This is a genomic window from Mesorhizobium sp. WSM4976 (assembly GCF_029625685.1).
Taxonomy (GTDB): Bacteria; Pseudomonadota; Alphaproteobacteria; order Rhizobiales; family Rhizobiaceae; genus Mesorhizobium.
Genome location: NZ_JARTVT010000012.1, coordinates 28,203 through 52,396, shown reverse-complemented (window position 1 = coordinate 52,396; position 24,194 = coordinate 28,203). Strand labels below are relative to the sequence as shown.

At 67.0% G+C, this 24,194-nt stretch carries 28 protein-coding genes; 11 read left to right on the top strand and 17 right to left on the bottom strand.

Annotated features, from left to right (window positions below; all coding sequences use genetic code 11):
- Positions 1 to 2 precede the first annotated feature (2 nt).
- From P9272_RS16120 to P9272_RS16090, 7 genes are all read right to left on the bottom strand, one after another.
- On the bottom strand, positions 3 to 755 hold the full coding sequence (locus tag P9272_RS16120; RefSeq protein WP_278161265.1) for an ABC transporter ATP-binding protein: 753 nt from the start codon (positions 753 to 755) through the stop codon (positions 3 to 5).
- Complete coding sequence (locus P9272_RS16115) at positions 748 to 1,899, bottom strand: hypothetical protein (protein ID WP_278161264.1); 1,152 nt, start codon at positions 1,897 to 1,899, stop codon at positions 748 to 750. Before P9272_RS16115 ends, P9272_RS16120 begins: the two co-directional genes overlap by 8 nt.
- A 67-nt stretch (positions 1,900 to 1,966) precedes the next feature.
- Complete coding sequence (locus P9272_RS16110; protein ID WP_128260496.1) at positions 1,967 to 2,365, bottom strand: periplasmic heavy metal sensor; 399 nt, start codon at positions 2,363 to 2,365, stop codon at positions 1,967 to 1,969.
- The gene (locus tag P9272_RS16105; protein ID WP_278161263.1) at positions 2,362 to 2,805 is read right to left on the bottom strand and encodes a hypothetical protein; all 444 of its coding nucleotides are present in this window, start codon (positions 2,803 to 2,805) and stop codon (positions 2,362 to 2,364) included. The genes P9272_RS16110 and P9272_RS16105 overlap by 4 nt, the downstream gene beginning before the upstream one ends.
- Positions 2,802 to 3,398, bottom strand: coding sequence for a sigma-70 family RNA polymerase sigma factor (locus tag P9272_RS16100; protein ID WP_278161262.1), 597 nt, complete (start codon positions 3,396 to 3,398; stop codon positions 2,802 to 2,804). The genes P9272_RS16105 and P9272_RS16100 overlap by 4 nt, the downstream gene beginning before the upstream one ends.
- A 91-nt stretch (positions 3,399 to 3,489) precedes the next feature.
- Entirely contained in the window at positions 3,490 to 3,873 is a 384-nt protein-coding gene (locus P9272_RS16095; RefSeq protein ID WP_278161261.1) for a hypothetical protein, read from the bottom strand.
- 28 nt (positions 3,874 to 3,901) lie between these two features.
- Positions 3,902 to 4,336, bottom strand: coding sequence for an EF-hand domain-containing protein (locus tag P9272_RS16090; protein WP_278161260.1), 435 nt, complete (start codon positions 4,334 to 4,336; stop codon positions 3,902 to 3,904).
- Between the two features lie 232 nt (positions 4,337 to 4,568).
- Between P9272_RS16090 and P9272_RS16085 the strand changes: the two genes are divergently transcribed.
- The 3 genes from P9272_RS16085 (at position 4,569) to P9272_RS16075 (ending at position 6,793) form a co-directional block, all read left to right on the top strand.
- Positions 4,569 to 4,991: an EF-hand domain-containing protein gene (locus P9272_RS16085; RefSeq protein ID WP_278161259.1), complete on the top strand. Its 423-nt coding sequence runs from the start codon at positions 4,569 to 4,571 to the stop codon at positions 4,989 to 4,991.
- 30 nt (positions 4,992 to 5,021) lie between these two features.
- The gene (locus tag P9272_RS16080) at positions 5,022 to 5,438 is read left to right on the top strand and encodes a BA14K family protein (protein ID WP_278161258.1); all 417 of its coding nucleotides are present in this window, start codon (positions 5,022 to 5,024) and stop codon (positions 5,436 to 5,438) included.
- A 353-nt stretch (positions 5,439 to 5,791) separates the two neighbouring features.
- A complete protein-coding gene (locus tag P9272_RS16075) occupies positions 5,792 to 6,793 on the top strand; it encodes an aldo/keto reductase (protein ID WP_278161257.1) in 1,002 nt (333 codons plus the stop codon).
- A gap of 20 nt (positions 6,794 to 6,813) precedes the next feature.
- Here the strand turns inward: P9272_RS16075 and P9272_RS16070 are convergent, their stop codons facing one another.
- The 4 genes from P9272_RS16070 to P9272_RS16055 form a co-directional block, all read right to left on the bottom strand.
- The gene (locus tag P9272_RS16070) at positions 6,814 to 7,038 is read right to left on the bottom strand and encodes a hypothetical protein (protein ID WP_128260504.1); all 225 of its coding nucleotides are present in this window, start codon (positions 7,036 to 7,038) and stop codon (positions 6,814 to 6,816) included.
- Positions 7,039 to 7,107: 69 nt separating this feature from the next.
- The gene (locus tag P9272_RS16065) at positions 7,108 to 7,737 is read right to left on the bottom strand and encodes a glutathione S-transferase family protein (RefSeq protein WP_128260505.1); all 630 of its coding nucleotides are present in this window, start codon (positions 7,735 to 7,737) and stop codon (positions 7,108 to 7,110) included.
- A gap of 123 nt (positions 7,738 to 7,860) precedes the next feature.
- Positions 7,861 to 8,958, bottom strand: a complete 1,098-nt coding sequence (locus tag P9272_RS16060) for an NAD(P)/FAD-dependent oxidoreductase (RefSeq protein WP_128260506.1) — start codon at positions 8,956 to 8,958, stop codon at positions 7,861 to 7,863.
- A gap of 100 nt (positions 8,959 to 9,058) precedes the next feature.
- The gene (locus tag P9272_RS16055; RefSeq protein ID WP_278161256.1) at positions 9,059 to 9,292 is read right to left on the bottom strand and encodes a hypothetical protein; all 234 of its coding nucleotides are present in this window, start codon (positions 9,290 to 9,292) and stop codon (positions 9,059 to 9,061) included.
- 179 nt (positions 9,293 to 9,471) lie between these two features.
- Here P9272_RS16055 and P9272_RS16050 point away from each other — a divergent pair, with 179 nt between their 5' ends.
- Positions 9,472 to 10,074: a DUF922 domain-containing protein gene (locus tag P9272_RS16050; protein WP_278161255.1), complete on the top strand. Its 603-nt coding sequence runs from the start codon at positions 9,472 to 9,474 to the stop codon at positions 10,072 to 10,074.
- Here P9272_RS16050 and P9272_RS16045 read toward each other — a convergent pair.
- The gene (locus tag P9272_RS16045) at positions 10,064 to 10,483 is read right to left on the bottom strand and encodes a VOC family protein (protein WP_278161254.1); all 420 of its coding nucleotides are present in this window, start codon (positions 10,481 to 10,483) and stop codon (positions 10,064 to 10,066) included. The two genes, P9272_RS16050 and P9272_RS16045, sit on opposite strands and share 11 nt — an antisense overlap.
- A gap of 275 nt (positions 10,484 to 10,758) precedes the next feature.
- Here P9272_RS16045 and P9272_RS16040 point away from each other — a divergent pair, with 275 nt between their 5' ends.
- Complete coding sequence (locus tag P9272_RS16040; RefSeq protein WP_278161253.1) at positions 10,759 to 11,970, top strand: MFS transporter; 1,212 nt, start codon at positions 10,759 to 10,761, stop codon at positions 11,968 to 11,970.
- Between the two features lie 28 nt (positions 11,971 to 11,998).
- Here P9272_RS16040 and P9272_RS16035 read toward each other — a convergent pair whose 3' ends face one another.
- Complete coding sequence (locus P9272_RS16035; protein ID WP_278161252.1) at positions 11,999 to 14,311, bottom strand: cation:proton antiporter; 2,313 nt, start codon at positions 14,309 to 14,311, stop codon at positions 11,999 to 12,001.
- A gap of 188 nt (positions 14,312 to 14,499) precedes the next feature.
- Between P9272_RS16035 and P9272_RS16030 the strand changes: the two genes are divergently transcribed.
- Together P9272_RS16030 and P9272_RS16025 are read left to right on the top strand one after the other, a co-directional pair.
- On the top strand, positions 14,500 to 14,706 hold the full coding sequence (locus P9272_RS16030; protein ID WP_278161251.1) for a hypothetical protein: 207 nt from the start codon (positions 14,500 to 14,502) through the stop codon (positions 14,704 to 14,706).
- Between the two features lie 120 nt (positions 14,707 to 14,826).
- Complete coding sequence (locus P9272_RS16025; protein WP_128260511.1) at positions 14,827 to 15,612, top strand: DUF2270 domain-containing protein; 786 nt, start codon at positions 14,827 to 14,829, stop codon at positions 15,610 to 15,612.
- 152 nt (positions 15,613 to 15,764) lie between these two features.
- Here P9272_RS16025 and P9272_RS16020 read toward each other — a convergent pair whose 3' ends face one another.
- Both P9272_RS16020 and P9272_RS16015 read right to left on the bottom strand, forming a co-directional pair.
- Positions 15,765 to 16,367 carry a sulfotransferase family protein gene (locus P9272_RS16020; RefSeq protein WP_278161250.1) on the bottom strand — a complete coding sequence of 201 codons (603 nt, stop codon included), beginning with the start codon at positions 16,365 to 16,367 and terminating at the stop codon, positions 15,765 to 15,767.
- A 40-nt stretch (positions 16,368 to 16,407) separates the two neighbouring features.
- Complete coding sequence (locus P9272_RS16015; RefSeq protein ID WP_278161249.1) at positions 16,408 to 17,307, bottom strand: VOC family protein; 900 nt, start codon at positions 17,305 to 17,307, stop codon at positions 16,408 to 16,410.
- A gap of 155 nt (positions 17,308 to 17,462) precedes the next feature.
- Here P9272_RS16015 and P9272_RS16010 point away from each other — a divergent pair, with 155 nt between their 5' ends.
- The gene (locus P9272_RS16010; protein WP_128260513.1) at positions 17,463 to 17,762 is read left to right on the top strand and encodes a hypothetical protein; all 300 of its coding nucleotides are present in this window, start codon (positions 17,463 to 17,465) and stop codon (positions 17,760 to 17,762) included.
- 240 nt (positions 17,763 to 18,002) lie between these two features.
- Here the strand turns inward: P9272_RS16010 and P9272_RS16005 are convergent, their stop codons facing one another.
- The gene (locus P9272_RS16005) at positions 18,003 to 18,833 is read right to left on the bottom strand and encodes an aldo/keto reductase (RefSeq protein ID WP_278161248.1); all 831 of its coding nucleotides are present in this window, start codon (positions 18,831 to 18,833) and stop codon (positions 18,003 to 18,005) included.
- A gap of 165 nt (positions 18,834 to 18,998) precedes the next feature.
- Positions 18,999 to 19,595 (bottom strand): TetR/AcrR family transcriptional regulator, encoded by a 597-nt coding sequence (locus tag P9272_RS16000; protein ID WP_278161393.1) that lies wholly within the window; start codon positions 19,593 to 19,595, stop codon positions 18,999 to 19,001.
- A gap of 487 nt (positions 19,596 to 20,082) precedes the next feature.
- Between P9272_RS16000 and P9272_RS15995 the strand changes: the two genes are divergently transcribed.
- From P9272_RS15995 to P9272_RS15985, 3 genes are read left to right on the top strand one after another with little or no spacing between them, the layout of a single operon-like run.
- Positions 20,083 to 20,655 carry a (2Fe-2S)-binding protein gene (locus tag P9272_RS15995; protein WP_278161247.1) on the top strand — a complete coding sequence of 191 codons (573 nt, stop codon included), beginning with the start codon at positions 20,083 to 20,085 and terminating at the stop codon, positions 20,653 to 20,655.
- On the top strand, positions 20,652 to 21,635 hold the full coding sequence (locus tag P9272_RS15990; RefSeq protein ID WP_278161246.1) for a xanthine dehydrogenase family protein subunit M: 984 nt from the start codon (positions 20,652 to 20,654) through the stop codon (positions 21,633 to 21,635). Before P9272_RS15995 ends, P9272_RS15990 begins: the two co-directional genes overlap by 4 nt.
- Complete coding sequence (locus P9272_RS15985) at positions 21,632 to 23,926, top strand: xanthine dehydrogenase family protein molybdopterin-binding subunit (RefSeq protein ID WP_278161245.1); 2,295 nt, start codon at positions 21,632 to 21,634, stop codon at positions 23,924 to 23,926. The genes P9272_RS15990 and P9272_RS15985 overlap by 4 nt, the downstream gene beginning before the upstream one ends.
- The last annotated feature ends 268 nt before the right edge of the window (positions 23,927 to 24,194 follow it).

The following is a 24,194-nucleotide window of genomic DNA, read 5'->3' as shown; positions in this document are numbered from 1 at the left end:
GATCAGGCAGCGGCCCGCGTCCTCAGCGCTTGCATTACGCTTTTCTCAAATGCGCCAGGCACCCTGTGTGCCTCGGCCAGTTGAGCCGCATCCCAGCTCCGGCTCAGGCTTCCCTCGGCCATCAGGACGGCGCGGCTGCAGAGCGCCGGCACGGCCTCGACCACATGGGTCGACACGACCGCGGCGTGGCGGCCGCTCGCGCAGAGCGCGGTGATCACGCGTTTCACCTCCCAGGCCGCCACGGGATCGAGGCCGTTCAGCGTCTCGTCGAAAATCAGCAGCGGCGGCCGGCCGAGAAGTGCCGCGAGGATCGCGAGCTTGGCTCGCGTGCCGAGCGAATATTCGGCGATCGGGCGGTCGATCCAGCGCCCGAGCTCGAGCCGCTCCAGAAGGTCGCCGCCCGGCAGATCGCCACTCGGCAAATCGTCGGGCGCGCAGCGGCGGATCGAGGCAACGAGTTGGATATACTGGCGTCCCGACAGCGGCGCCGGCAATTCGTGCGGCTCGATGGCGAGGCCAAAGCTGGCCTTGGCGCGCTCCGGGGCGGCGGCCAGGTCGACGCCGCCGACCGTCACGCTGCCGCCGATCAACGGGATCTGGCCGGTGATCGCCCTAATGAGGGTCGACTTGCCCGACCCATTGGCGCCGAGCAGGCCGACTATGTCGCCCCGGCGGAGCGAGAGGTCGATGCCGCGCACCACGGCGCGCCCGCGATAGCCGGCGCTGAGCCCACTGACGGCGAGGACTTCATCCATTGCGATACCTCTGTCGGGCGCGATGCCACAGGAAGAACACCAGCGCCGCCAGGCCGAGCAGCACGGTGCGGCCATATTCGAGCGTTTCATAGCTGGCATAGGCGAGCGCGCTGGCGAAGCTCAGCATTGCGACGAAAGGCGCGTTGAGGAAATAGGCGCCGAACACCGCATAGGCGCCGTTCAGCACCAGCAGCCAGAGTCCGCCCGCCACCGGCACTGCCCATGCCGACGGCTCGGCAGCGAGCGCCGCGCCCGCCGGCAGCAGGAAGAAGGCGAGCGACAATTGCAGCGGCAGCTGGACCAGTCGCAGCCAAACGCGGGTGAAGCCGATGGGCGCCGTGCGCAGCACCGGCGAGCCGAGCGGCTGGCAGCGCAGGCTGAGCATGAAGACGAGAATGCCGCCCGCCAGGCCTGCGACCGCCGCCGGCCCCGCTGTGCGGCCGGCAAGGCTTGCCCATGCGCCAAGGATGGCCGCGACCGCGAGCGGCAGGCAAGCCGCGACCATTTTCCATGACGGCCGCAAATGGCCGCCCGGCAGTCTCCAGGCCCAGCTCGAAAGCCAGCGCGGGCGCGCCCGGTCGAGGCGGCGCAGCCAGGGCCATCCAACCGGCGCCGCCTCGCTTGCCACCTCATCGAGGAGAAGGCGTGGCCGCCGCAGGCGCCAAAGGGCGGCCGTGCCGAAGCCCAAGGCAAACAGGATCGCCGCGCCCAGGCCCCAGCCCCCCGGCAACGGCTTTCCGATGACGGCGCAAGCGAAGCCGACCAAAACGGCTACGAGTACGGCCAGCGGTGCAAAGATCGCCAGCGTCGCCCTGCCGGCCATGTGGCGGCGCTGTCCGGGCGCAAGCGGCAGCGCCTTGAGGAAGGGCGCGAAAGCCCGTTCAAGGCAGAGCCCGGACACCGCGTTGCCGGCAACCGCGCCGAGCACCGCCAGCGCAAGCGGCAGGTCGAGTGCCCACAGGACCTGGTCGTGGCGCAGCCTCGCCGCGCCGGCATGCAGGGCGAGCACGATATCGGCGATGGCATAGGCCAGCAGCGCGCCGCCGCCGAGCCCGATCCACGCGAGATCGCGGCGCCGCATCGCCCGCAGGCCGGCGACGAGCTCGCGCCGGAGCAATATCAGGACAAGCCGGTCGTGCCGCATTGGTTCGTCATCATGGTTCCGACACGCGAATAGGTCACGGCAATTGTGCCGCGAGTGGGGCGATGGCTCACCCGGCCGGCTTCGCGTTGACGTTCTTCATGGCGGCGAGCAGGTAATCCTGCACCGTCGCCTGAAGGTTGGTGGTGGCGGCGCGCACCGCGGCCATCGCCTGCCTGACTGCCGCCTCGTCGAAAGGCTGCGCCTTCTCGGCCGCAGTTAGGTCGGCGCGCGCCGCGCGCAGCTGCCGCAGAGCTTCGAACGTGCGGGCGCGGTTGTCGCGCATGACCGCGCGGAACTCCTTGCGCACTTCCGGCGAGTAGGCCCCCGCGACCTCCGCAAGCAGCCCGCGCGCGACGGCCGCCTGGCGCAGGCCATGCGCGGCATAGCCGACGAAGAAGAAGTTGAGCGCGAGCGAAAGGGCGAGCACAACCAGCACCGCGGTCCAGATCCACGAGCGACCGTTCATAGCGCGTCCCCCTCACCCGCGTTGCCGACGATCGGCGGTCCGCCGTCATCATCGGGAAGCCTGGCTCCCGCGGCGAGCGCCAGAAGCTCGGAATCCTGCGACTGGTCCTGAAGACGCGCCACCTGGTAACCGGCGATTGTCGCGGTGAGAAGCAAGGCCGCGGCGCAAACGGCGATGCCGGCCGGCGCGACGAGGAAGCGCGGCACCAGCGAAGGACGCGTCGCGCCGCGATCGATGCGCGCCAGCACCTTGCGCGCCAAAGCGCGATCATCGCCCTCGACCAGCGCGGCCTGCCGCACGAGCCTGTCGAGCGCCCCATCGGCCCCGGCATCGCCGTCAAGCGCCATGAATGCCAGGGCCGGTCCTCTCAAGGGCGCCGGCCAGGCGTCGATGTCGTCGCCGAAGCGGCGCCGGTTCTTCTCGAATTCCTCGCGTGTCATGAGGACTTCCTTTCGCGGCCCCTGGCCGCATCTGCCAAATGATCCCTGAGCGCACGGCGCCCGCGCACGAGCAACTGTTCGACCGAGCCCGCGCTGGCGCCCATCACCTCGGCGATCGCACCGATGTCAAGCTCGCCCACCGCCCTCAGAAGAAGCGCCATGCGCTGGCGCTCCGGCAGGCGAGACAGGCCGTCGCGCACGATCGCCAGCTCCTGCCTGGCCGCCGTCGCGGTCTCGGCATTCGCTTCCGGCGCGGCCGGCTCCTCGGAGATGTCGTCCAGGCCGAAGAAATTGCGCAGCGCGCGGCGCCGGCGCTGGTCGATGCAGCGGTTGGCCGTGATCCGGTAGAGCCATGTCGAGGCGCGCGCCCGGCCGGGGTCGAAGCGCGCGGCCTGTTTCCAGACGGTCACGAACACCTCCTGCACCACGTCCTCGGCATCGGCGGCATGCCCGAGATAACGCGCGGCGAATGTCCGCAGTCCACGGCCGTGGCGGGCCATGAGCGCGGACAAAGCCGCTTGGCTGCCCGCGGCGATGCGGGCCAGCAGTTCCTCGTCGCCATCGGCAGCTTCATCCCGCACGGCGGCGCGCACCGGTCGACGAACCTCCGGCGGCGAGCGAGACATCCGCGACGATCCGGCTCGGTAGAAAAGCGAATTCCGACGTCAAGTCCACCACCAGATGTCAGCGGCGCCAACGGCGGAAGCCGTGAACCGTGTTGTCGTTCGGGCCCGTGAAGCTGCCGACAGAACGGCCGCCAAACGGTCCGGCCGCGCTGTAGCGCTGACCTGAAACGGTCTTGCCGTTCGGCCCGGTGGCAGAATAGCTCCTGGAGCAGCGGTCAACAACGCCGGCCTTGCAGGTTGAATTCGACGTGTAGGTGCCGCCATTCGGTCCGGTGCGCGTGGTCGAGCCGGTGTAGATATTGCCGTCCCGGTCGACGCTGCGGCTCAATTCGCCGCCATGCGCGGTCTTGCGCGTCCACTCCTCGGCCGAGGCCGGGGAAGCGACCGACCAGACGACCATCGCGCCGAGGCAAAGCAGCGGAAGTTTGAGTCTTGAAAGCATGTCATTTCCTTTCCGGAAGGCAGGTTGGTCAATTGGCGTGAGCAGCCACGATCTTGCGGATGGCCGCGATCTCGTCGGCGGAGAGCCTGCCGTCGCCATTGCGGTCGGCGAGATCGAAGAGCGGCGTGCTGGCCTGGAACTCGTTCTCGGTGACCTTGCCGTCGCCATTTTTGTCCATGCGCCGCCAGCGATTGCCGAGGCGGGCCTCGGCCGCCTGGGCGCGGTCCTCGATGGCCTGGCGGGCGGTCTCAATCTCGTTCTCGTCAATGACGCCGTCGCCGTTACGGTCGAGCCTTTTGAAGAGACGTTCGCGGGCGGCGAGGATCTCGTCCTTCGAGATCGCGCCGTCGCCATTGGTGTCAAGGCGCTGCAGGATGCGGTGGCCGGGCATGTCCTGCGCGGCGGCAGCGCAGAGCGGAACGAGCCCGAGAAGCAGACCCGCAAGAATCGCTGAGTGTTTCATGGTTGGTCCTTTCGACTGTCACGTCGCGGGGGGCGACTGTCGGCCAATACGCAGCCCGGTCCGTGCTCCTACGCCGGCGTCCGGATTTTTTTGTTGGCCGCCATCGCGCCGGTGTCGCCCGCAGCGCCGCTCCGAAAAATTCGCAGGAGGCGCGTAGGAGCCGTCGAGCTCCCGCGTAGGAGGCGCTGCAAGGACGGTCCGCGGCGGGCCGTCGATCACAGCGGAGACCCAGATGACCAAGATCGTGACGGCCCTCGCCGGGCTGCTTCTGTGCGGCTGCAGCGCCTTCGCCGCCGACCAGGGCGGCCGGGAAGCGTTCCGGCGCATCGACACCAATGGCGACAGAAAGCTCGAATTCAGCGAGATCCAGGCAGCGCGGGCGCGGATGTTCGACCGGCTGGACGCCAACCACAATGGCGTGCTCGATCCCGACGAGGTGCGCGCGGCGGTGACGCAGGTCAAGGCGAAGCGCGACATCCAGGCCGCGCGCTTCGCGGGGCTGCAGGCCGAGTCGAGCCGCATGGACCGCAACGGCGACGGCAAGATCTCGCGCGACGAATTCACGGCCGCCATTCCCGACCGGCTGCTGCAGGCGGACACCGATGGCGACGGCGCGCTCTCGATTTCCGAACTGCGGGCGCTGAAGCGCCCGTGATCCCCACGACACAGAACAAGGAGAGAGACGATGAAATGGATAGCGACAGCGTTTTGCGGCCTGGTGCTCGGCGCATCGATGCTGGCCTCGCCGGCCGAGGCCGTCCGGATCATGCCCGTGCCGGGCCAGGCATCCGCGACCAGCCAGGCGACGCCCGTCTGGTACCGGCGCGGCTTCTACGTCGTCGGCGGTGTTTATTACTACAATGGCTACCGGGGCTATTGGCGCGTGCGCCCCGGCTACCGCTACTACAATGGCTATTGGTTCCCGGCTGCCGCCTTCGCGGCCGGCGTGGCGGCCGCCACGGTCGCGCCTCCCCCCGCGGCGCGCCTGGCGGCCGCCCATGTGCGCTGGTGCTATGACCGCTACCGCTCCTACCGCGCCTGGGACAACAGCTACCAGCCCTATGACGGACCTCGCCAGCAGTGCCTGTCGCCGTATTATTGAAGTGAAGCGTGAAGCCGCGCGCGCCGATCGTTCGCACGGCGGCAGAGTCCGTCGCAAAGCCGTCGCGGCGCGTCTGACGCTTCAAAGCGCGCCGCCGAAACGGGTTCGGGCGGCGCGCCCCGGGTCTTGCCCCGCCAGGCAGCGGTCTAGGTGGCTCCGTCGGGTCCCCGAGGGAGTGGAGTCGGTCGGAACCACCTGCCCGCCTTGTGTCCTTCCCAAGACAAACCCACTATACGACGCCCTGTTGCGCGTTCCTTGACCTGGATCAAGCGCTGCCGGCCCGGCGCGCTGGACGCGCCGCCCGCCGGCCCTATAATTTCGCGAGCGCTGATTTTTCGCGGGAGACAGGACATATGAGCCTCGGCAGACACAAACTCGGCAGCCAGGGGCTCGAAGTCTCGGCCATCGGCCTCGGCTGCATGGGCATGAGCCAGGCTTACGGCCCGGCCGACGAGGCGGAGTCGATCGCGACGATCCACCGGGCGATCGAGCTCGGCTGCACCTTTCTTGATACGGCCGAGGTCTATGGGCCGTTCGTCAACGAGGAGCTGCTCGGGCGCGCGCTGAAAGACCGGCGCGACCAGGTGACGATCGCGACCAAGTTCGGCTTCCGCATCGTCGACGGCAAGCAGGCCGGCACCGACAGCCGGCCCGACCATATACGCGAGGTGGTCGACGCTTCGCTGAAGCGGCTCGCCACCGACCGCATCGACCTGCTCTACCAGCACCGCGTCGACCCCGCGGTGCCGATGGAGGATGTCGCGGGCGCTGTCGGCGAGTTGGTGGCGGAGGGCAAGGTGCGCTTCTTCGGCCTGTCGGAAGCGGGCCTTGCCAACATCCGCCGCGCGCATGCCGTGCATCCGGTCTCGGCGCTGCAGAGCGAATACTCGTTGTGGGAGCGCAACCTCGAGCCCGAGATCATCCCGGCGCTGAAGGAGCTGGGCATCGGCCTAGTGCCCTTCGCGCCGCTCGGCCGCGGATTCCTGGCCGGCGACGTCAAACGCGCGGAGGACTATCCGCAGGGCGATTTCCGCCGCGGCGACCCGCGCTACCAGGGCGAGAATTTCGACTTGAATGTCGCGGCCGCCGCCGCGGTGCGTGACATAGCCGCGGCAAAAGGCGTGAAGCCTGGGCAGATCGCGATCGCCTGGCTGCTCGCCAAGGGGCCGGACTTCGGCATCGACGTCGTGCCGATCCCCGGGACCAAGCGCCGGACCTATCTGGAGGAAAATGTCGCGGCGGCGGACATCACGCTTGATGCGACCGAGATGCTGGGGCTGGACATGGCGCTGACGCCCGACAAGGTGTCCGGGCCAAGGTATAACGAGCGCACGATGTCGCTGGTGGACCGGTAGGCGTTATCCAGCGCGGCCTGCTATTTCTTGCAATCCGCCATCGCCTCCATCGCCTTCCTGGCCTCGCCCTCGCTGGCGTATTTCTTCTTGCCGAGATCGACGACAAGCGTGCCATCCGGCTTCTTCGGCACGATCTCGCACTGCTTGGAGACCGCGTCCCGGGCGACCCAATATTGTTCGGCCGCCACGGCGGGCAGGCTCATGATGCCGGTGGCAAGGATTGCGATGGCGAGGGTGCGGACCATTGCGGGCCTCCATGGCTCTGGTTGGAATGCCATTGGGAAACGCCCTGCCCGCCGCCGTGTTCCGGCGGCTCAGGCCCCAGAATGCGGATCGATGCTGTAGGGATGCACCGGATAGCCGGGCCCGATCGCCTCGCCGACCCTCTCCACCCAGGCTTCAACCGCCGGATAGTCGGCGAGCGAGAAACCGCAATCCTCGGCGCGGTGGCTGTAGGCATAGACGGCGATGTCGGCGATGGTGAGCGTATCGCCGACCAGGAAAGGCGTGTCGGCCAGGCTGCGCTCCAGCGCGCCAAGCGCGCGGACACCCGCCTCGCGCTTGCCGGCAACCAGGGCCTGGTTGCGCTCAAGCCGGCCGGTCAGCGTCCAGAAGCGCAGCGAGCCGATGACGGGCTCGACATAATACTGCTCGAAGAACAGCCACTGCATGACCTTGGCGCGAGCAAGGCGGTCCGACGGAAGGTATGGCGTGCCCTCGGCGACGCAGACGAGGATCGCGTTGGACTCGGCAATCGCCTGGCCATTCTCCACGGCGAGCACCGGAACGGCACCCGCCGGGTTGAGCTTGAGGAAGGCTTCAGTTCGGCTCTCGCCCTCGAAGATCGAGACCATGCGAGTTTCGTAAGCGATACCGAGCAGGCCGAGCAGGACGCGGATCTTCCAGGCGTTTTGCGACGGGAGATAATCGTAGAGCGTGAGCATGGCGCGGGTCCCCGGTTGGTAAGGTGGCTTCGCATGCGGGAAGAAACTAGCGCCACCCGATTCATGATTCAGCAAGGTCGGCGCGAGGAAGGAACTCGGCCTATCACGTTTGCCGCCGCCTCCTCACCTCCCGGCAATATCCTTCGCCACCGCCTGCGCCTCGATGCCGATCTCGCGCAGCAGGCCGGTGACGGGATTATAGAAGCCGACGAGATAAACGCCCATCTCGCTTGCCCGCGCGTTGACGCCGCTCTTGTCCGGCCTGAGTTCCGCCGGCAGGAAGGCGTCATAGGCAGGACGATAGCCCGTGGCGAAAATCGCCGCGTCGAATTTCTTCTCCACGCCATCGACGAATTTCACGCCGGCTCCGGTGAAGCTTGCGATGTCCGGCGCGATGCCGATCCGACCCTGTTTGATCGCCGCCACCGTGCCGACATCGATCACCGGAATGCGGCCGGCCTCGATGCCTTGCAGGATGCCCTGCTTCGGCCGCACGATGCCGTACTTCTCCAGCCGGCCCAGCGCGAGGTCGAGGATCTTGGGAAACATCCAGTCGTTCAGCGCCTGCGGCATGGTCCGGCTGGCGATGCCCACCATCTGGATCGGCACGCCGAAGAGCTGGCGCGGCACGATGTGGACGCCCTTGCGTACCGAGATGGTCGGCCGGGCGCCGCTTTCTGCCAGATCGAGCGCGATCTCCGCGCCCGTGTTGCCCATGCCGACGATCAGCACGTCCTTGCCGGCATAGGGTGCCGCTTCGGTGTAGGCGGCACTGTGCAGCACCTTGCCCTTGAAATCCTCGATGCCCGGGAAATCCGGCATGATCGGCTGGGCGTTGTTGCCGGTTGCGACAACGATCCTGCGGGCGCTAAACAGGCCGGCATCGGTCTGCACCAGCAGGCGATCGCCCTCGCCGCGGATGGATCCGACCGTGACGCCGAAGCGGGGCTCAAGGCCGAAGCGCTCGGCATAGGCATCGAGATAGGCCACCACTTTTTCGCGCGGAACATAGCGGGGGTGGCTTTTCGGGAACGGCACGAAAGGCAGGGAGGAGAAGGATTTCACCGTGTGCAGATGCAGCCGCCGGTAATGCCGCCGCCAGGACGGCGCAACCTCGCCGGCCTTTTCGAGGATCAGGAAATCGACGCCCGCCTGTTTGAGGCAGGCCGCGACGGCGAGCCCGGCGGGGCCGGCGCCAACAATGACGACATTGGTCTCCAAGCGCTTTTCCTCCCGCCAAAGCGGCAAAAGCTATGACGGGAGGGGATGGAGGGGCAAGTAGGGAGAAGCACCCATGCTTCACTGTGTGGGCGCCGACGCCCTACGCCATCGTACCCGGCGCCTCGGGCTCGTCCTCCGGCGGTTCGAGGATCTCGATCAGTCTCGCCACGCGGGCGCCGGGCATGGCATGGCCCTCGTTCACCAGCGCCTCGTCGGCGCCGATCCAGGCGAAGGCTTCGCGCAGCTCCTCGAGGCTGGCGCCTGTCAGCGCGATGTCGGCGATGACGGCCTCGTCGATCGGTCCAAGCACGGAAATGATTTCGTCGCGGGTCATCTTGTCCTCCCCCATCGGTCGGGATGATTGCCCAAGGAAACGGATGACGGGCGGAGCGGGTTCCGGGCGCGGCGGCCCGCAATCTCATTCCGCGAAGGGCGAGACTGCCCGCGCGCTTTGATCTCCCACAAGACAACCGCTATGCACCTAACCCTCGGCCGGATCCTATCGAGTCCTCCATGAAATTCGCCATCCTGCTTTCAGCCCTGCTCCTTTCCTCCCCTGCCTGGGCAGACTGGAAGCCCATCGAGAAGATCGACACCTATGCCGTCTCGGGCCAGAGCGCCGAGCAGCTCTATCTCTCGATTGGCGAGAAGGGGCCGGTGGTCGGCGCGGCCGGCAGCGCGCGGCGTGTCATCGCGCATACTTTCTTCAAGCTGACCTGGCAGCGCGACTACCAGCCGCAAGGCAGCGCCTGCGTGCTGAAGTCGGCGCGGCCGAAGCTGATCATCACCTACACGTTGCCGAAGCCGGCGGGAAAGCTGGACCCCGCTCTGCAGGCGCGCTGGGACCAGTTCGCGGCTGGGCTCATCGCCCATGAAAAGGTGCACGGCGCCGGCATCGTCGAGATGGTCGACAAGATCGTCGCCTTCAGCACCGGCCTCACCGCCGACAACGATCCCAGCTGTAAGAAGGTCAGGGCGGAATTGACGACCTATCTCGACCAACTCTCCAAGGCGCAGCGCCAGGGCAGCCGCGACTTCGACACGAAGGAGTTCGGGCAGGACGGCAACATGCTGAAGCTGATCGCGGCGTTTTTGGGCGCTCCGCCTAAAAGCTGATCTCCACCGCCGCTGCACTTCGCTTCGCCTCGCCATGGAACACCGCCTCGATGTTGTTGCCGTCGGGGTCGAGCAGGAAGCAGGCATAGTAGCCGGGATGGTAATGGCGCTCGCCCGGCGCGCCATTGTCCTTGCCGCCGGCCGCGAGCCCGGCCTTGTAGAAGGCATCGACCATGGCGCGGTCCTTCGCCTGGAAGGCGAGATGATGGCGGCCGGTCAGCACGCCGAGCGCGGCTCGGCTGTCGGCGCTGGAGACGAACAGTTCGTCGGCCCAGAAATAGTCCTGCGCCTCGCCGCCGATCGGGACGCCCAGCACCTCGACCAGAGCGCCATAGAAGCGCCGGCTGGCCTCGATGTCGCGCACCACCAGATGCAAGTGGTCGATAAGCCGGCCGCGATAGAGTTCCATGGATGACGCCTCCTCCTCAATCATGCGGCTCAATCTAGAAGGGGCAGCAGTGTGGTCAATGCGAAGCCCTGAAGGCTGCTGACAGACGCTGTCGGGGTCCTGCCCGACACCTTCGTCGCTCAGGGCCCGAGGGGGCGCACCGAAACCAGATAAAAAATGCAACCGGATTTGTAGGATCGGCTGCCGCCCCGGCGTCCTTCGGACGCAAACGGCACGGTGGACTGGAAAAACCGCGCCACATCAAACAGGATGCCTTACGGCATGGGAGCAGAACCATGAACCATTCCTATCGTTGGGTCATCGTCGCGGCGGGCGCGCTGATGACCTGCGTGGCGCTCGGCGCCATGTTTTCGCTGGCGATCTTCCTGGAGCCGATGTCGCTCGACACCAACTGGTCGCGCACCGGCATTTCCAGCGCCATGACCTTGAACTTCCTGGTGATGGGCCTTGGCGGCTTCGCCTGGGGGACGATCTACGACCGGGTCGGCGCGCGGCCGGTCGTGCTTGCGGGCGCCGTCCTGCTCGGCCTTTCGCTGGTGGTGGCGAGCCGCGCCAATTCGCTCCTCGTCTTTCAGCTCAGCTACGGCATCATCGTCGGGCTGGCCGCCAGCGCCTTCTTCGCGCCGATGATCGCGCTCACCACCGCCTGGTTCGACACCAACCGCAGCCTTGCCGTGTCGCTGGTCTCGGCCGGCATGGGCGTGGCGCCGATGACCATCTCGCCCTTCGCGCGCTGGCTGATCACGGCCTATGACTGGCGCACCGCCATGTTCGACATCGGAGTCATGGCCTGGGTGCTGCTTTTGCCCGCCGTCTTGCTGGTGCGCCAGCCGCCGGCGGCGGCGGCGGCAACCGGCGACGGCGCGCCGGCGCCCGCCGCCGACGATCCCGGCATGAGCGTCGGCCAGGCGCTGCGCTCGCCGCAATTCATCGTGTTGGGCCTCACCTTCTTCGCCTGCTGCGCGGCGCATTCGGGCCCGATCTTCCATATGGTGAGCTATGCCATGTCCTGCGGCGTCGCGCCGATGGCGGCCGTGTCGATCTACAGCGTCGAAGGCTTGGCCGGCCTTGGCGGACGCGTGCTCTATGGCGTGCTCGGCGACCGGCTGGGCGTGAAGCCGGTGCTGGTCGCCGGCCTCGCCATCCAGGGGCTGGTGATCGCCGCCTACCTCGCGGTTGGCCGGATCGAGCAGTTCTACCTCCTGGCCGTCATCTTCGGCGCCACCTATGGCGGCGTGATGCCGCTCTACGCGGTGCTGGCGCGCGAATATTTCGGCTTGCGCATCATCGGCACGGTGCTTGGCGCGGCGACGCTCCTGTCCAGCCTCGGCATGTCGCTCGGCCCGCTCGCCGGGGGCATGATCTACGACGCCTATGCCAGCTATCACTGGTTGTTCATCGGCTCGGCGCTGATCGGCCTGGGCGCGGCCGGCATCGCCATCGCCTTCCCGCCGCAGCCCAGCCGGCAGAAGCTGCAGATGGCGTGAGGGACCGAGCTGGCGGGAGATCGGCCGATCACCCGGTCCCCGTGCCCGTGCGCACTGCCTCGCGATCGCTCTCGTCGCGCTTCACCCGCTCGTCGGAGATCAGCACCACCGGGCATGGGCTGCGCCTCAGGACGCCCGTCGTCGTCTCGCCGAAGATCAGCTCCTCGCCCTGGCGCCGCGCCACGCCCATGACGATGAGCGCCACGTTGCGGCCGGCCTGGCGGGCAATGGCATCGGCGGCGGCGGCCCTCGAGCGGATCGCCGTCTCGATCTCGACGCCATAGCGGTCGGCGAGCGCCACGATGTCCTTCAGCACCGCCTCGCGGCGGCGATGCGAAACCGTGTCGCGCGGCTCCTCGCGGCCGGTGCGCGCGACATAGAGCATCTTGACCGGGGCGCCGGTGACGGCCGCTATCGCGAGCGCCAGATCGGCGCCGCGGCGGGCAACCGCCGTGCCGTTGACCGGTACCAGTATCTTGCCTGAATCCGGACCGAGCTGCGGGATCTGGCGACCTGCCGTCGCCGGCTTCAGGACGAGGCAAAGCGGACCGTCGAAGGAGCCCGCCACCTCGTTCAGCCGATGCGAGAAAGCGCCCTTGGAGGTGACCGCGCGGCCGAGGCCGACGAGCAGCAGGCCGTAGCCCTTGCGCGCCTCCTTCGCGACAGCCTCGGCCGAGAGCACTTCGTGCTGGCGGCGCGTGACCGGCGCTTCGCGCACCGGCGTCTCGTCGGATTTCTTCGCCGCCTCGCGACTGTCCTCCGCACCTTTCTCCATTTCTTCCAGATGCAGGCCTTCCGTCGGCTCGGCATCGATCTCGCCGCTCGAATGCAGCACCGTCGTCGGCTTGCCGGCGCCGATGACGCCGGCGAGATAGGCGGCGAAGCGGCCGACCACACCCTCGTCGACCACCACCAGCAGGCGCTCCAGATTGGCGACGAAGCCCCGCTGGTCGATCTCCTCACGCTCCAGCCGCTTCTTTTCCCGCTCGCCGATGGGCAGCCGCCGCAGCGCCCAGCGCAAGGTCGGCGGCATCGCCAGCGTGGTGATGACGGCCATTGTGAGGATCATGGTGAAGAGATTGTGCGAGAGCACGCCCATCGACAAGCCGATCGAGGCGACGATGACCTCCGTCGAGCCACGAGCGTTCATGCCGCAGCCGACCGCGATGCCTTCGGCGCGGCTCATGCCGGCCACCTCGGCGCCAATGAAGGCGCCGCCGAACTTGCCGATCGAAGCTATGACGACCAGAGCGATGGTGAGCAGCGCCAGTTGCGGATCGATCAGCACGGTGAGGTCGGCCGACAGGCCGGCGACGCCGAAGAACACCGGCATGAAAAGGGCCGTGATAATTCCTCGCAGCTGCCCTTCGATGTGGCGCGACAGGATGGGCGATTCGCCCACCAATATGCCGGCGACGAAGGCGCCCAGCACCGTGTGCACGCCGATCAGGTCGGTGATCAGCGCCATGGCGCCCATGATGGCGAGGATGACGGTGACCACCGCATATTCCGAGCGGAAGGTGTCGTTGGTCCAGCGAATGGCATCGAAGACGATGCGGCGGCCGAGAGTGAAGGAAAACACCATGAAGGCGGCGACGCCCAGGATGGTGAAGGCCAGGCCGGCGATCTCGATCCGCCCCTTGGTGGCGATGCCGATGGTGATGGCGATGACCACCCAGCCGATCGTGTCCTCGATGATGGCCGAGGAGACGATGATCTGGCCGAGGTCGCGGCGCATGAAGTTCATGTCGCGCACCACCATGGCGACGATCTTGACCGAGGAGATCGACAGCGCCGTGCCGAGGAACAGCCCGGCGACGATGCGCTCGCCACCGGCGGCAAGCAGCGTCTCGGGCATGAAATGGGCGGCGATGAAACCGAGTGCGAAGGGCATTGCAACGCCGGCGGCCGAGATGGAAAAGCAGGCGCGGCCGACGCGGCGCACGAGCCGCAGATCGGTCTCCATGCCGGTGAGCAGAAGCAGCATCAGAACGCCAAGCTGGGCGATGGCGTTGATCATCGATTTTTGCGAAGGATCGTCGGCGAAGATCAGCCGCTCGGCCTCCGGCCAGACCCAGCCGAGCAGCGAGGGGCCGAGCAGGATGCCGCCGATCAGCTGGCCCATGACCGCCGGCTGTCCGAGCGTTTCCAGCACCTCGCCGATCCCGCGGCCGACCACCAGAAGCAGGATGAGCTCGGCGACGAAAATGCCTTCCGAGGACATTCCTTTTTTCTCGGCCGCGAAGGTGACAGCTGGCATCAGGGCTAGAGCCGCGACGCCGAGCGCGATCCAGACCGACGGCGACGGTCGCCGATTGAGCATGTTCGACAATTTGCGCACCCCTCATTCCTCGCATCCGCACAACGGTTTGGCCAGAGGATCGGTTGCACGAGGAACTGCCGATCTCCCGTCCGAGAGGTGAGATTGGCAGCTCCTTACAATTCTAATCAAATGCCACCGCCGATCTTTGCTTCCCGGTAAATCGACTCGGCGAAGGTCGCGCCGTGGCGGGCAATAAGGAGAAGCTAATGAAAAGCGACTTTGCCGCCGCCCACCTGCACCTCGACCGGGCGTGCCACTACCTGCGTGGCGATGATGAAACGAGCCGCGCCGCGCTTCAGGCACTCGACCTCGTGATCGAGGCGGTGGCGGCGGCCCAGCATGCCAGGCCGATGGCCGATGTTCTACCCTTTCCGCGGCGCGCGAATGGCGGCGTTCCACCGCTTGCATCCTGACTTATCCGCCTGAAAAGGCCGGAACATTTTGGGCCGGCCACACGTTGTGCTATACGGGGTGTGGCCGGCCTGCTTTTACGAGAATGCGGCCGGCCATGGCGGCGGGAGGCGCATGGCACGATGTCCCAGACGAAGGCCGCAAGATCCACCGACGCGGCCAAGGCCGCGAAATCCATCGAGGCGAACGCGCCCGCAACATCAACCGAAAAGGCAGCACCGCCGCGGGCGTCCGACACGCTGGCGCTGAAGCTCAGCTCTCCCGAATTCACCACCACGCTGTCGCATTTCCACCGCGCCGAGATCGCGCGCATGGCCGGCTGGCGTGACAGGCTCGACCGCACCAGCAACTGGGCGATCACCGTGGTGGCGGCGATGCTGTCGGTGTCACTGTCGACGCCCAGCGCGCATCACGGCGTGCTCTTGTTCGCCATGCTCCTGATCACGCTGCTTTTGTGGATCGAAGCGCGGCGCTATCGCTTCTTCGACGTCTACCGCGCCCGCGTGCGGCAGTTCGAACGCTACTATTTCGCGCAGATCTTTTCGCCGCAGCCGGACTACGCTTCCAACTGGCTCGCAATCCTCGGCGAAGGCCTGCGCTCGCCGCGTTTCCTGATCACGCAGCGCGCGGCGCTGATCCGCCGGCTGCGCCGCAATTACATCTTCATGTACACGATCCTGCTGCTTGCCTGGATTCTCAAGATCACCACGCCCAGCCTGTCGCGCGAAGGCTCGCCCATCGGCTTCGGCGCATCGCTGGTCGACACGTTCCGCGTAGCGACGCTCGGGCCTATCCCCGGCGTGGTCGTCGTGTGCGGGGTGGCCGCCTGCTATCTCGCGCTGCTTGCCGCCGCCTTCCTCATCCGCGCCGATGACGGCGAGCTGTCCTTCGGCGATGTGCATGTGTGAGGAAAGGAAGGAGGGAGTAGGGCAATAAGGCAGTAGGGGAATAAGGGATGGAAGTCGCGGCGTTCGCATGGTCGGCTTTTCTTGCTCCCTTACTCCCTTACTGCCTTACCTTACCGCCCTACTGCCCTAATGCCCTACTGCCCTGCCCCCTTTCACTCCGGCGACACCGCCGCGCGGAACTCCTGCCTGCTGTTGCGGGCAGGATAGGGTTCGTCCGGCACGGGAACGCCGAGATGGGTGCAGAGCGGCGCCCAGCCGTCGCCGAGCTTGTGCACCAGCAGTCGCTCCACCGGCACGGTGTTCAGCACTGCCTCGACATTGTCCCGATAGACGGCGATCGCATGGGTGCGGTCCTGCGGACGGCCGCCGAAGACCTGGTTGGCGATGAGCGCGATGCCCAGAGACTCCTGGTCGGAGCTGCCGACGATCGCCGGCAGGATGGTCTTTTCGAAACTCTCCCACCAGCTCTCGGGCGAGCGCCAGGTGAGGATGACGCGCGCCTGCGGATAGGCTTCGATCAGCTCACGCCAATAGAACGCCGAGGGCCAGTCCACGCAGGATTTGTATCCCGCGAAGAGCTGGGCCCAGTCGGGCGCGTCGCCCCTGGCCAGCGCCCGCCAGAGCCGCTTCTGCTCCGCATGCGCCATGACCTCCCACATATGATGGCAGGGGCCGAAGCCGAGAATGGTCAGCGCCTCGCGCATCGAATCCGTACCGGTCCGACCGAAGCCGGTTCCTATCACCATCAGCGACATTTCCCCCTCCTCCATTTTTCCCGTGTTCAAGCGGTTGCCGTCAGCCTCCCTGGACCACGAGCCGCAGGCGGTTGCCTTCCGGATCAGCGGTCGAAATGGCGCGACCGTCTCTTTTCGCTTGTATATCAGCCGCTTCGAGCCTGCGCTGCACGGCGCCGAGCTCCTGCGCCGAGCCAAGCTCGATGGTGAAATGGTCGAGGCCGGCCGCACCCGGCGGCGGCTCGCGCAACTCGTCGCGCGCCCAGATGTTGAAGGCCACCATATGGGGGCGGCGCTCGGTGCCGCAGTCGAACATGCCGAAGCTCCTGGACTGGATGTGGGGGCGGAAGCCGAGCACGCCCAAATAGAACTTCATCAGCATCTCGGGCGCGCGGGCGCGCAAATGGATGTGGCCGATGAAGGCATCCTGCGCCATCCTCGGCTCGACATGGCCGGAATTGCCGAGGTCGCGCAGCAAGCCCGAGATGTTCAGCGGCTCCAGCCCCGAATGCGCGCTGCCGTCGACGGCGATCAGCGACACGCGACCACTGGGCGAGACTTCGCGGCGCAGCAGGCGTTCAGGCGTGTCGAAGCATATCTCGATACCGTTGCCGGATGGATCGGAGACGTAGAGCGATTCCGAAATCAGGTGGTCCTGGGCGCTGTATCGCAACCCCGACGCCTTGAGGCGGGCGGCCGTATGCGCGAGGTCGCGGCGGGTGGTGACATGGATGGCGACATGGAAGAGATCGCGCGACTTCTGCGGCAGGGCGACTTCCGCACCCGCATGGAGCACGATCAGCGTCCGGCCGCCGGCGCCGAGCTCCGCCTGAGCGGCGTCCTCGCCGGCCAACGCCAGTCCGAGCGTGTCGCGCCAAACGGTCAAGGCGGAAGGAATGTCGGTCACCTTAAGATGGACCGGCCCGAGACGCGTGGCCTGAGACAGCAATCCTTCGTCCATCATCATCCATCCGATTGCGGTCGATGGATATATTAGCTCCGAACGATATTTATGTCTTGCGCCAAGTTCGGGTTGACCCCTTCCCGGCGGGCGGCGACTATCGCCGAAGCAGGCTGCCTTTTCCGCAGCTCCGAACGAAGCAGGAGGAAGCTCCCATGGACGACACCGACCACTGGCGCAACATGGCGAGCGCGCCGCGGGACGGCAGCCGCATCCTGGTGACGGTGCGCTCCTCCGAGCAGGGGCCGGCCGAGGTCGACATGGCCTACTGGTCGCGAGCCGACCAGTTCGGCGAGGAAGGCTGGCGGGCCTCGGACTCTTCGCCCGGCCGCATCGTCGAATATGCCGAGCCGGAGCTCAGATGCTGGATGCCGCTGCCGAGCGCCGGACGAGGCTCTATGCCCAGCCCCTGGGAGGGCGAGGACGTGCCGCTGGTGGATGGCGACGGGATTTAGCGGCGCCTTGGCGATTGGCAAAGCAGCGGTGACAGACAATCTCCCCCTAGCGGGAAGATGTCTTGCCGAACCCCATTGCCTCGTCCATGCTAGGATCTGCGCGCGTCGCTTCGCTCCTTGCTCCGCCCTAGAGTGACGAAGGATAGGCTGGCGGGACAGCGCCCCCTCTGTCCTGCCGGATATCTCCCCCCACTAGGGGGAGATTAGCAGCTTCGGCGTCGGCTCCCCTCTACCAGAGCGCTAAAACAAAAACGCCGCCGTCGCCGGATCGGGACCGGTGCGGCCGTCGGCGGAATCCAAGCCGCGGATGGTCTGCATGTCGTCTGCGTCCAGCTCGAAGTCGAAGACGTCGAAATTGCCGGCGATGCGCTCTTGGTGGATCGACTTCGGGATGACGATCAACCCCTCCTGCAAATGCCAGCGGATGGTCACCTGCGCCACCGACTTGCCGTGCTTCTTCGCGAGCTTCTCCAGTGTCGGGTCGGAAAGCAGCCGGCCGCTGCCCAGCGGGCTCCAGCTCTCGATATGGATGTTATGCTTCTTGTGGAAGTCGCGCTTGTCGCGCTGCTGGAAGCGCGGATGCAGCTCGATCTGGTTGACGACAGGCGTCACGCCCGTTTCGCCGATGATGCGCTCCAGATGATCCTGGTTGAAGTTGGAGACGCCGACCGACTTGATACGGCCGGCCTTCTGCAGCTCGACCAGTGTCTGCCAGGCCTCGACATATTTGTTCTGGCTGGGCACCGGCCAATGGATGAGGAAAAGATCGATCCGGTCGATGCCGAGCTTTTGCATCGTGTCGTCGAAGGCGCGCAATGCCGCGTCACGCTGATGCGCGCCGTTGCGCAGCTTGGAGGTGATGAAAAGCTCGTTCCTCGGCACGCCCGCCGCGCGGATCGCGTCGCCGACGCCTTCCTCGTTGCGGTAGCCCTCGGCGGTGTCGATGAGACGGTAGCCGGCCTCGATTCCCCCGCGCACGATCTTTGCGGTGATGGCGGGGTCGACCTGCCACACGCCGAGCCCGATCTGCGGGATGGTCGAGCCGTCGTTGAGTTCGAGCTGTTCGGGCATGGGACGTTCCTTTTGGGAGGGAGGGTGCCGACTATGTAGGCCGCGGGTTGGAGAATGCGAGAGGGCGACAGATAATGCGACGCTGACGCTGCCAATCTCCCCCCTTGTGGGGGAGATTGGCAGCTTCGCCGCCGGCTCTCCTACAAGAAATCGGTGGAGGCAGCCTCAGCCCCTGGCCCCGAATCGCAGCCCATCGATCAAGAGCTTCACCAGCCGCCCTGAGCGCTCGCGCCAGTCGGGTGTGTTTGGCGCCGAGTAGATGCCGCCGAGCGCATGCATGACATCGGAGGCGTCGACGTCGGCGCGGATTTTTCCAGCGGCGGCGGCGGCCTGGACCAGGCTTCGCATGGCGCCCGAGACGCGGCCGGACGTGTCGGAGAACAGCGTGGAATTGGTGGTGAGCAACAGGCGCAGGCTGGTGGCGAGGCCGCGCTTGGTGGCGATGTAGTCGACGAAGCGCTGCATCCAGAGCTCCAGCGCGACATCGGCGGGATGCTCGCGGGCAAGTTCGTCAGCGGCGTGGCAGAGCCCTTCCACCTCGCGGCGGTAGACGACCTCGACCAGATGCTCGCGCGTCGGGAAATGCCGGTAGAGCGTTCCGATGCCGACCCCTGCCCGCCTGGCGATCTCCTCCAGCGAGACATCGACGCCGTCGCTGGCAAACATTTGCGCCGCCGCTTCGACCAGCTTGTCGCGGTTGCGCCGCGCGTCGGCGCGCAACGGCTTCTGCGCCGGCGCATCGCGCGTCGCTTCAGCGGTCATTTCCTGCTCGGGCACTTTTTTCTCCACCAGCGCAATATGGGGGGTTGAACCATGGCTGGCCAGACCCCAGTTAAACAAACGGAGGCACCTCCGCTTTTGTGGAGTGCTTTTATCATATAACCAGGGGAAGCGTTATGTCACCAGATCAAGGACGGGCTTCGCCTGGCCGCTGGAGTGAGGTTGGGGCGCCGGAACTGCTGATCTCCCCCCTTGCGGGGGAGATGGCCGGCAGGCCAAAGGGGGGTGCTGTCCCGCCGAGGTATCAGCCGGTGACGAGCGCTTCCTCGGCGATGTTTTCTCGTGGAATGCGCAAACCACAAACGCCTCGTTCCGTCACACCCCCTCTGCCCTGCCGGGCATCTCCCCCGCAAGGGGGGAGTTTAGTCTCCTCACCGCCGGCGTCTACCGGCCATCGTTGCCCTTGCCCCTAACCCCCCAAGCCCCATTTCCATCCGCCTAGCGTCCAGCAATCGGAGCCCGACGCCTCATGACAAGTCAAATCCACACAGGCCAGACCATCATCGATCCTCCCGAAGACGGCCATTTCAGGAATGGCACTGCCAGCAACGGCTTAGCCCCCAGTCCCACCACGCTGTCCCTCCATCTCACCATCAACGGCCGCGACCATGCGCTTGAGATCGAGCCGCGCGTCACCCTCCTCGACGCGCTGCGTGAGCGGCTGCACCTGACCGGCACCAAGAAGGGCTGCGACCAGGGCCAGTGCGGCGCCTGCACGGTGCATGTCAACGGCGAGCGTGTGCTTGCCTGCCTGACCTTGGCCGCCCAGGTCGAAGGCCGCGAGATCACCACCATCGAAGGCCTGGCCGGCGAGGACGGCACGCTAAACGCCGTGCAAGCCGCTTTCCTCGAGCAGGACGCCTTCCAGTGCGGCTATTGCACGCCAGGGCAGATCATGTCGGCGGTGGCCTGCATCCGCGAGGGCCATGCCGGTTCCGATGAGGAAATCCGCGAATACATGGCCGGCAATCTTTGCCGCTGCGGCGCCTATCCGAACATCGTCGCCGCCGTCCGCCAGGCCGCACAGGAGCTGCGCACATGAGAGATTTTTCCTACCTCCGCGCCGATAGTATCGAGGCCGCGCGCAACGCCGCCGCCCTTCCCGGCGCCATGCTGCTTGCCGGCGGCACGACGCTTGTCGATCTCGCCAAATGCGGCGTCGCCGAACCGGCAACGGTCATCGACATCAGCCATATCGAGGGGCTCAGCGCCATCGACGTGACCGCCGATCGCGCCATCATCGGCGCACTGGCCAGGATGAGCCATGTAGCCGACAACCCGCAAGTGAAGAGCCTCTTCCCGGCGGTGTCGGAGGCGCTGTGGCAAGCGGCTTCGGCGCAGTTGCGCAACATGGCCACCATCGGCGGCAATCTCATGCAGCGCACGCGCTGCCCCTATTTCCGCGACCCCGCCAACTTCCACGCCTGCAACAAGCGCGCGCCGGGCAGCGGCTGCTCGGCGATCGGCGGCGTGACGCGCGGCCATGCGGTGCTTGGCGTGAGCGAAGCCTGCATCGCCACCTATCCGGGGGATCTCGCGGTGGCGCTCGTCGCCTTCGACGCCGAGGTCGATCTCGGCGAGCGCAAGCTCAAGGTGGAGGACTTCTTTCTCGCCCCCGGAGCGACCGCCGAGCAGGAGCACGACATCCGCCCCGGCGAGGTGATCACGGCGATCGAGATCCCCGGCTCGGCCGCGGCCAGGCGCTCGACCTACATCAAGGTGCGCGACCGCCAGTCCTATGAATTCGCGGCGGCAAGCGCCGCCGTCGGGCTTGAACTCGAAGGCGACGGCCGCACCATTCGCGACATCCGCGTGGCACTTGGCGGCGTCGCGACGAAGCCTTGGCGGGCGCGCGCCGTCGAGGACGCGCTGAAAGGCAAGGCGCTCGACGGAGACATCGTCCGCAAGGCGAGCGAGCTCGCCATGGAGAGCGCCGTCGACCATGGCGCCAACCAGTACAAGATCGCATTGGCGCCGCGCGTGATCGCGCGCGCCATCCTCAAATTGGGAGAAACGGCATGACCGTTCATGACATGAAGCACGCCGCGTCGGACAGCGCGCGCCTCGAAGCGGTCGGCGGGCGCCTGTCGCGCGTCGACGGCCCGGCCAAGATCACCGGCGCGGCGAAATACGCCTTCGAGCAGCAGCTCGAAGGGCTGACGCACGCGGTGCTGGTCGGCGCGACCATCGCCGCCGGCAAGGTCTCGGCCATCGACACCCGCGCGGCCGAGACGGCCCCCGGCGTGCTCGCAGTGCTCACGCCCGACACGATCATGGAACTGAAGGGCGCTTCGGACTGGCTGGGTAACCCGCCGTCGCAGCCGACCTACTCGCCGCTCGTGCGCGAGGTCACCTTTTCCGGACAGCACATCGCGGCGGTGGTGGCCGAGACGTTCGAGCAGGCGGTGGCGGCAGCCGCGCTGGTCAAGGTCTGGTATGACGAGGCGCCGGCCATCGTCGATCTCAGCGACGGCAAGGCCGGCGACGGCATCCCGATCGACGCCATGACCAAGGAATGGGGCGATGCCCAAGCCGCTTTCGCCGCGGCGCCGGTGCGCATCTGCGCGGCCTACAACACGCCGCGCGAGTACCAGGCGGCGATGGAGCCGCATGGGCTGATCGTGCGCTGGGAAGGCGACGAGCTGACCGTCTGGGAGCCGAGCCAATGGCTCGACGGGATGGCGCGCACTTACGCCGAGTGGTTCGGCGTGCCGTTCGAGAATGTGCGGCTGGTCTCGCCCTATATCGGCGGCGGTTTTGGGTCGAAGGCGCTGGCGCTGGCGCACAGCGCGGTGGCGGCGGCCGCTGCCAGGATGCTGGGGCGACCGGTGAAGCTGGTGCTCAACCGGCCGCAAAATTTCACCTCCTATGGCGGCCGCGCCGCGACACGGCAGACCGTTGCGATCGGCGCCGACAGGGATGGCAGGATCCAGTCGATCGTGCATCGCGGCGTCAACGAAACCGCCGTCGACGGCATGTGGGTCGAGCCGCTCGGCTCGGTCACCTCGATCATGTACGCCACGCCCAATTTTTCCTCGAAGCAGAATGTCGTGCGGGTCAACACCGTGGTGCCGGGAGCAAAGCGCGCGCCGGGCGAGAACCCCAGCGCGTTCGGCATCGAATGCGCCATCGACGAGCTGGCCTATGAGCTCGGCATCGATCCACTGGAGATGCGGCTGATCAATTATGCCGAGCAGGATCCCCATGCGAAGAAGGCGTGGTCGACGCGCCAGTTGCGCGAGGCCTTTGCCGCCGGAGCCGAAGCCTTCGGCTGGGCGAAGCGTTCGCCGGAGCCGCGCTCGATGCGGGACGGCCATCAGCTCATCGGCTGGGGCATGGCCGCCGGCACCTATCCGGTGCGGCGCGCCCATGGGGAGGCGGTTGTGAAGATCCTCGCCGACGGTTCGGTCGAGGTGGAAAGCTCTTCCATCGACATGGGCCAAGGCACCTATACGATCCTGGCGCAGACGGCCGCCGAAACGCTCGGCGTTCCGGTGGAGAAGGTCTCGGTGAAACTCGGCGACTCGCATTTCGCCCGCGCCGGTGTCACCGGCGGCTCGCGGCTCGCCGGCGTCATGACCGGCGCCGTCTACAAGGCAGCCGGCCAGGCGCTGGACGAGCTGGTCGGCCTGGCACTCTCCGATCCGCGCTCGCCGTTCCAGAAGCTGCAGGCGAACACGCTCGTCGTGCAGGACGGCCGCGTCGCCTCCCCGCGCGGCGAAGGGCCGGAGCTGTCGATCGCCGAGTTCATGGCTGCTGTCGGCCGCGAGCAGATCGAAGCCAAGGGCGACACGCTGCCGGCCAGCACGACGCCGCAGGAGCGCTACGCGAACTACACGACCATCGCCAGGTCGATCCCGCACACCGAGGGCGACTGGTCGCGCCATTCCTGGTGCGCGCATTTCGTCGAGGTGCGGGTGGATGAGGATTTCGGCACCGTGCGCGTGTCGCGCGTGGTGTCGGCGCTGGATTCGGGCCGGCTCTATAACCCCAAGCTGGCGGAAAGCCAGTGGAAGGGCGGCATCATCATGGGCATCGGCCAGGCGCTGCTCGAGGAAGGCATCGTCGACCGCCGCCACGGCCGCATCGTCAACGGCAATTTCGCCGACTACATGCTGCCGACCAATGCCGACATTCCCGACATCCAGACGATCTCGGTCGGCATCCCCGACCCGCACTCTTCCGCCCTCGGCGGCAAGGGCGTCGGCGAGCTGGCGATCGTGGGGATCGCGCCGGCGATCGCGAATGCGGTGTTCCACGCGACGGGCAAGCGGGTGCGGGATCTGCCGATCACGCTGGAGAAGGTGATCTGAGCTCGTCGGCAGGGGGCGTGACGGAGCGCCGTCCTCTCGGGATCAAGGTTCCTCGCCCCACGAATGTGGGGAGAGGTGGCTCGGCGAAGCCGAGACGGAGAGGGGAGCGCCCGACGAGGCCCCCTCTCCGTGCGCGGGGGGGCCCCCCCGCCCCCCCCCGGGGGGGGGGGGGGGGCGGCGACCGCGGGGGGGGGGGGCGGGCCGCCCCCCCCACAGAGCACCCAGACCAAACACCACCACGCGCGCGGACGGGCGTCCACACCACAAA

Excerpts from the sequence above, each read along its gene's own strand:
- P9272_RS16025 (WP_128260511.1), top strand. The coding sequence starts at position 14,827 with ATGTCCCAGACGAAGGCCGCAAGATCCACCGACGCGGCCAAGGCCGCG.
- P9272_RS15995 (WP_278161247.1), top strand. The coding sequence starts at position 20,083 with ATGACAAGTCAAATCCACACAGGCCAGACCATCATCGATCCTCCCGAA.
- P9272_RS16040 (WP_278161253.1), top strand. The coding sequence starts at position 10,759 with ATGAACCATTCCTATCGTTGGGTCATCGTCGCGGCGGGCGCGCTGATG.
- P9272_RS16000 (WP_278161393.1), bottom strand. The coding sequence starts at position 19,595 with ATGACCGCTGAAGCGACGCGCGATGCGCCGGCGCAGAAGCCGTTGCGC.
- P9272_RS16015 (WP_278161249.1), bottom strand. The coding sequence starts at position 17,307 with ATGGACGAAGGATTGCTGTCTCAGGCCACGCGTCTCGGGCCGGTCCAT.
- P9272_RS16065 (WP_128260505.1), bottom strand. The coding sequence starts at position 7,737 with ATGCTCACGCTCTACGATTATCTCCCGTCGCAAAACGCCTGGAAGATC.
- P9272_RS16070 (WP_128260504.1), bottom strand. The coding sequence starts at position 7,038 with ATGGTCCGCACCCTCGCCATCGCAATCCTTGCCACCGGCATCATGAGC.
- P9272_RS16120 (WP_278161265.1), bottom strand. The coding sequence starts at position 755 with ATGGATGAAGTCCTCGCCGTCAGTGGGCTCAGCGCCGGCTATCGCGGG.
- P9272_RS16075 (WP_278161257.1), top strand. The coding sequence starts at position 5,792 with ATGAGCCTCGGCAGACACAAACTCGGCAGCCAGGGGCTCGAAGTCTCG.
- P9272_RS16080 (WP_278161258.1), top strand. The coding sequence starts at position 5,022 with ATGAAATGGATAGCGACAGCGTTTTGCGGCCTGGTGCTCGGCGCATCG.
- P9272_RS16005 (WP_278161248.1), bottom strand. The coding sequence starts at position 18,833 with ATGCCCGAACAGCTCGAACTCAACGACGGCTCGACCATCCCGCAGATC.
- P9272_RS16105 (WP_278161263.1), bottom strand. The coding sequence starts at position 2,805 with ATGACACGCGAGGAATTCGAGAAGAACCGGCGCCGCTTCGGCGACGAC.
- P9272_RS16115 (WP_278161264.1), bottom strand. The coding sequence starts at position 1,899 with ATGCGGCACGACCGGCTTGTCCTGATATTGCTCCGGCGCGAGCTCGTC.
- P9272_RS15990 (WP_278161246.1), top strand. The coding sequence starts at position 20,652 with ATGAGAGATTTTTCCTACCTCCGCGCCGATAGTATCGAGGCCGCGCGC.
- P9272_RS16050 (WP_278161255.1), top strand. The coding sequence starts at position 9,472 with ATGAAATTCGCCATCCTGCTTTCAGCCCTGCTCCTTTCCTCCCCTGCC.
- P9272_RS16010 (WP_128260513.1), top strand. The coding sequence starts at position 17,463 with ATGGACGACACCGACCACTGGCGCAACATGGCGAGCGCGCCGCGGGAC.
- P9272_RS16110 (WP_128260496.1), bottom strand. The coding sequence starts at position 2,365 with ATGAACGGTCGCTCGTGGATCTGGACCGCGGTGCTGGTTGTGCTCGCC.
- P9272_RS16090 (WP_278161260.1), bottom strand. The coding sequence starts at position 4,336 with ATGAAACACTCAGCGATTCTTGCGGGTCTGCTTCTCGGGCTCGTTCCG.
- P9272_RS16020 (WP_278161250.1), bottom strand. The coding sequence starts at position 16,367 with ATGTCGCTGATGGTGATAGGAACCGGCTTCGGTCGGACCGGTACGGAT.
- P9272_RS16045 (WP_278161254.1), bottom strand. The coding sequence starts at position 10,483 with ATGGAACTCTATCGCGGCCGGCTTATCGACCACTTGCATCTGGTGGTG.
- P9272_RS16095 (WP_278161261.1), bottom strand. The coding sequence starts at position 3,873 with ATGCTTTCAAGACTCAAACTTCCGCTGCTTTGCCTCGGCGCGATGGTC.
- P9272_RS16055 (WP_278161256.1), bottom strand. The coding sequence starts at position 9,292 with ATGACCCGCGACGAAATCATTTCCGTGCTTGGACCGATCGACGAGGCC.
- P9272_RS16085 (WP_278161259.1), top strand. The coding sequence starts at position 4,569 with ATGACCAAGATCGTGACGGCCCTCGCCGGGCTGCTTCTGTGCGGCTGC.
- P9272_RS15985 (WP_278161245.1), top strand. The coding sequence starts at position 21,632 with ATGACCGTTCATGACATGAAGCACGCCGCGTCGGACAGCGCGCGCCTC.
- P9272_RS16030 (WP_278161251.1), top strand. The coding sequence starts at position 14,500 with ATGAAAAGCGACTTTGCCGCCGCCCACCTGCACCTCGACCGGGCGTGC.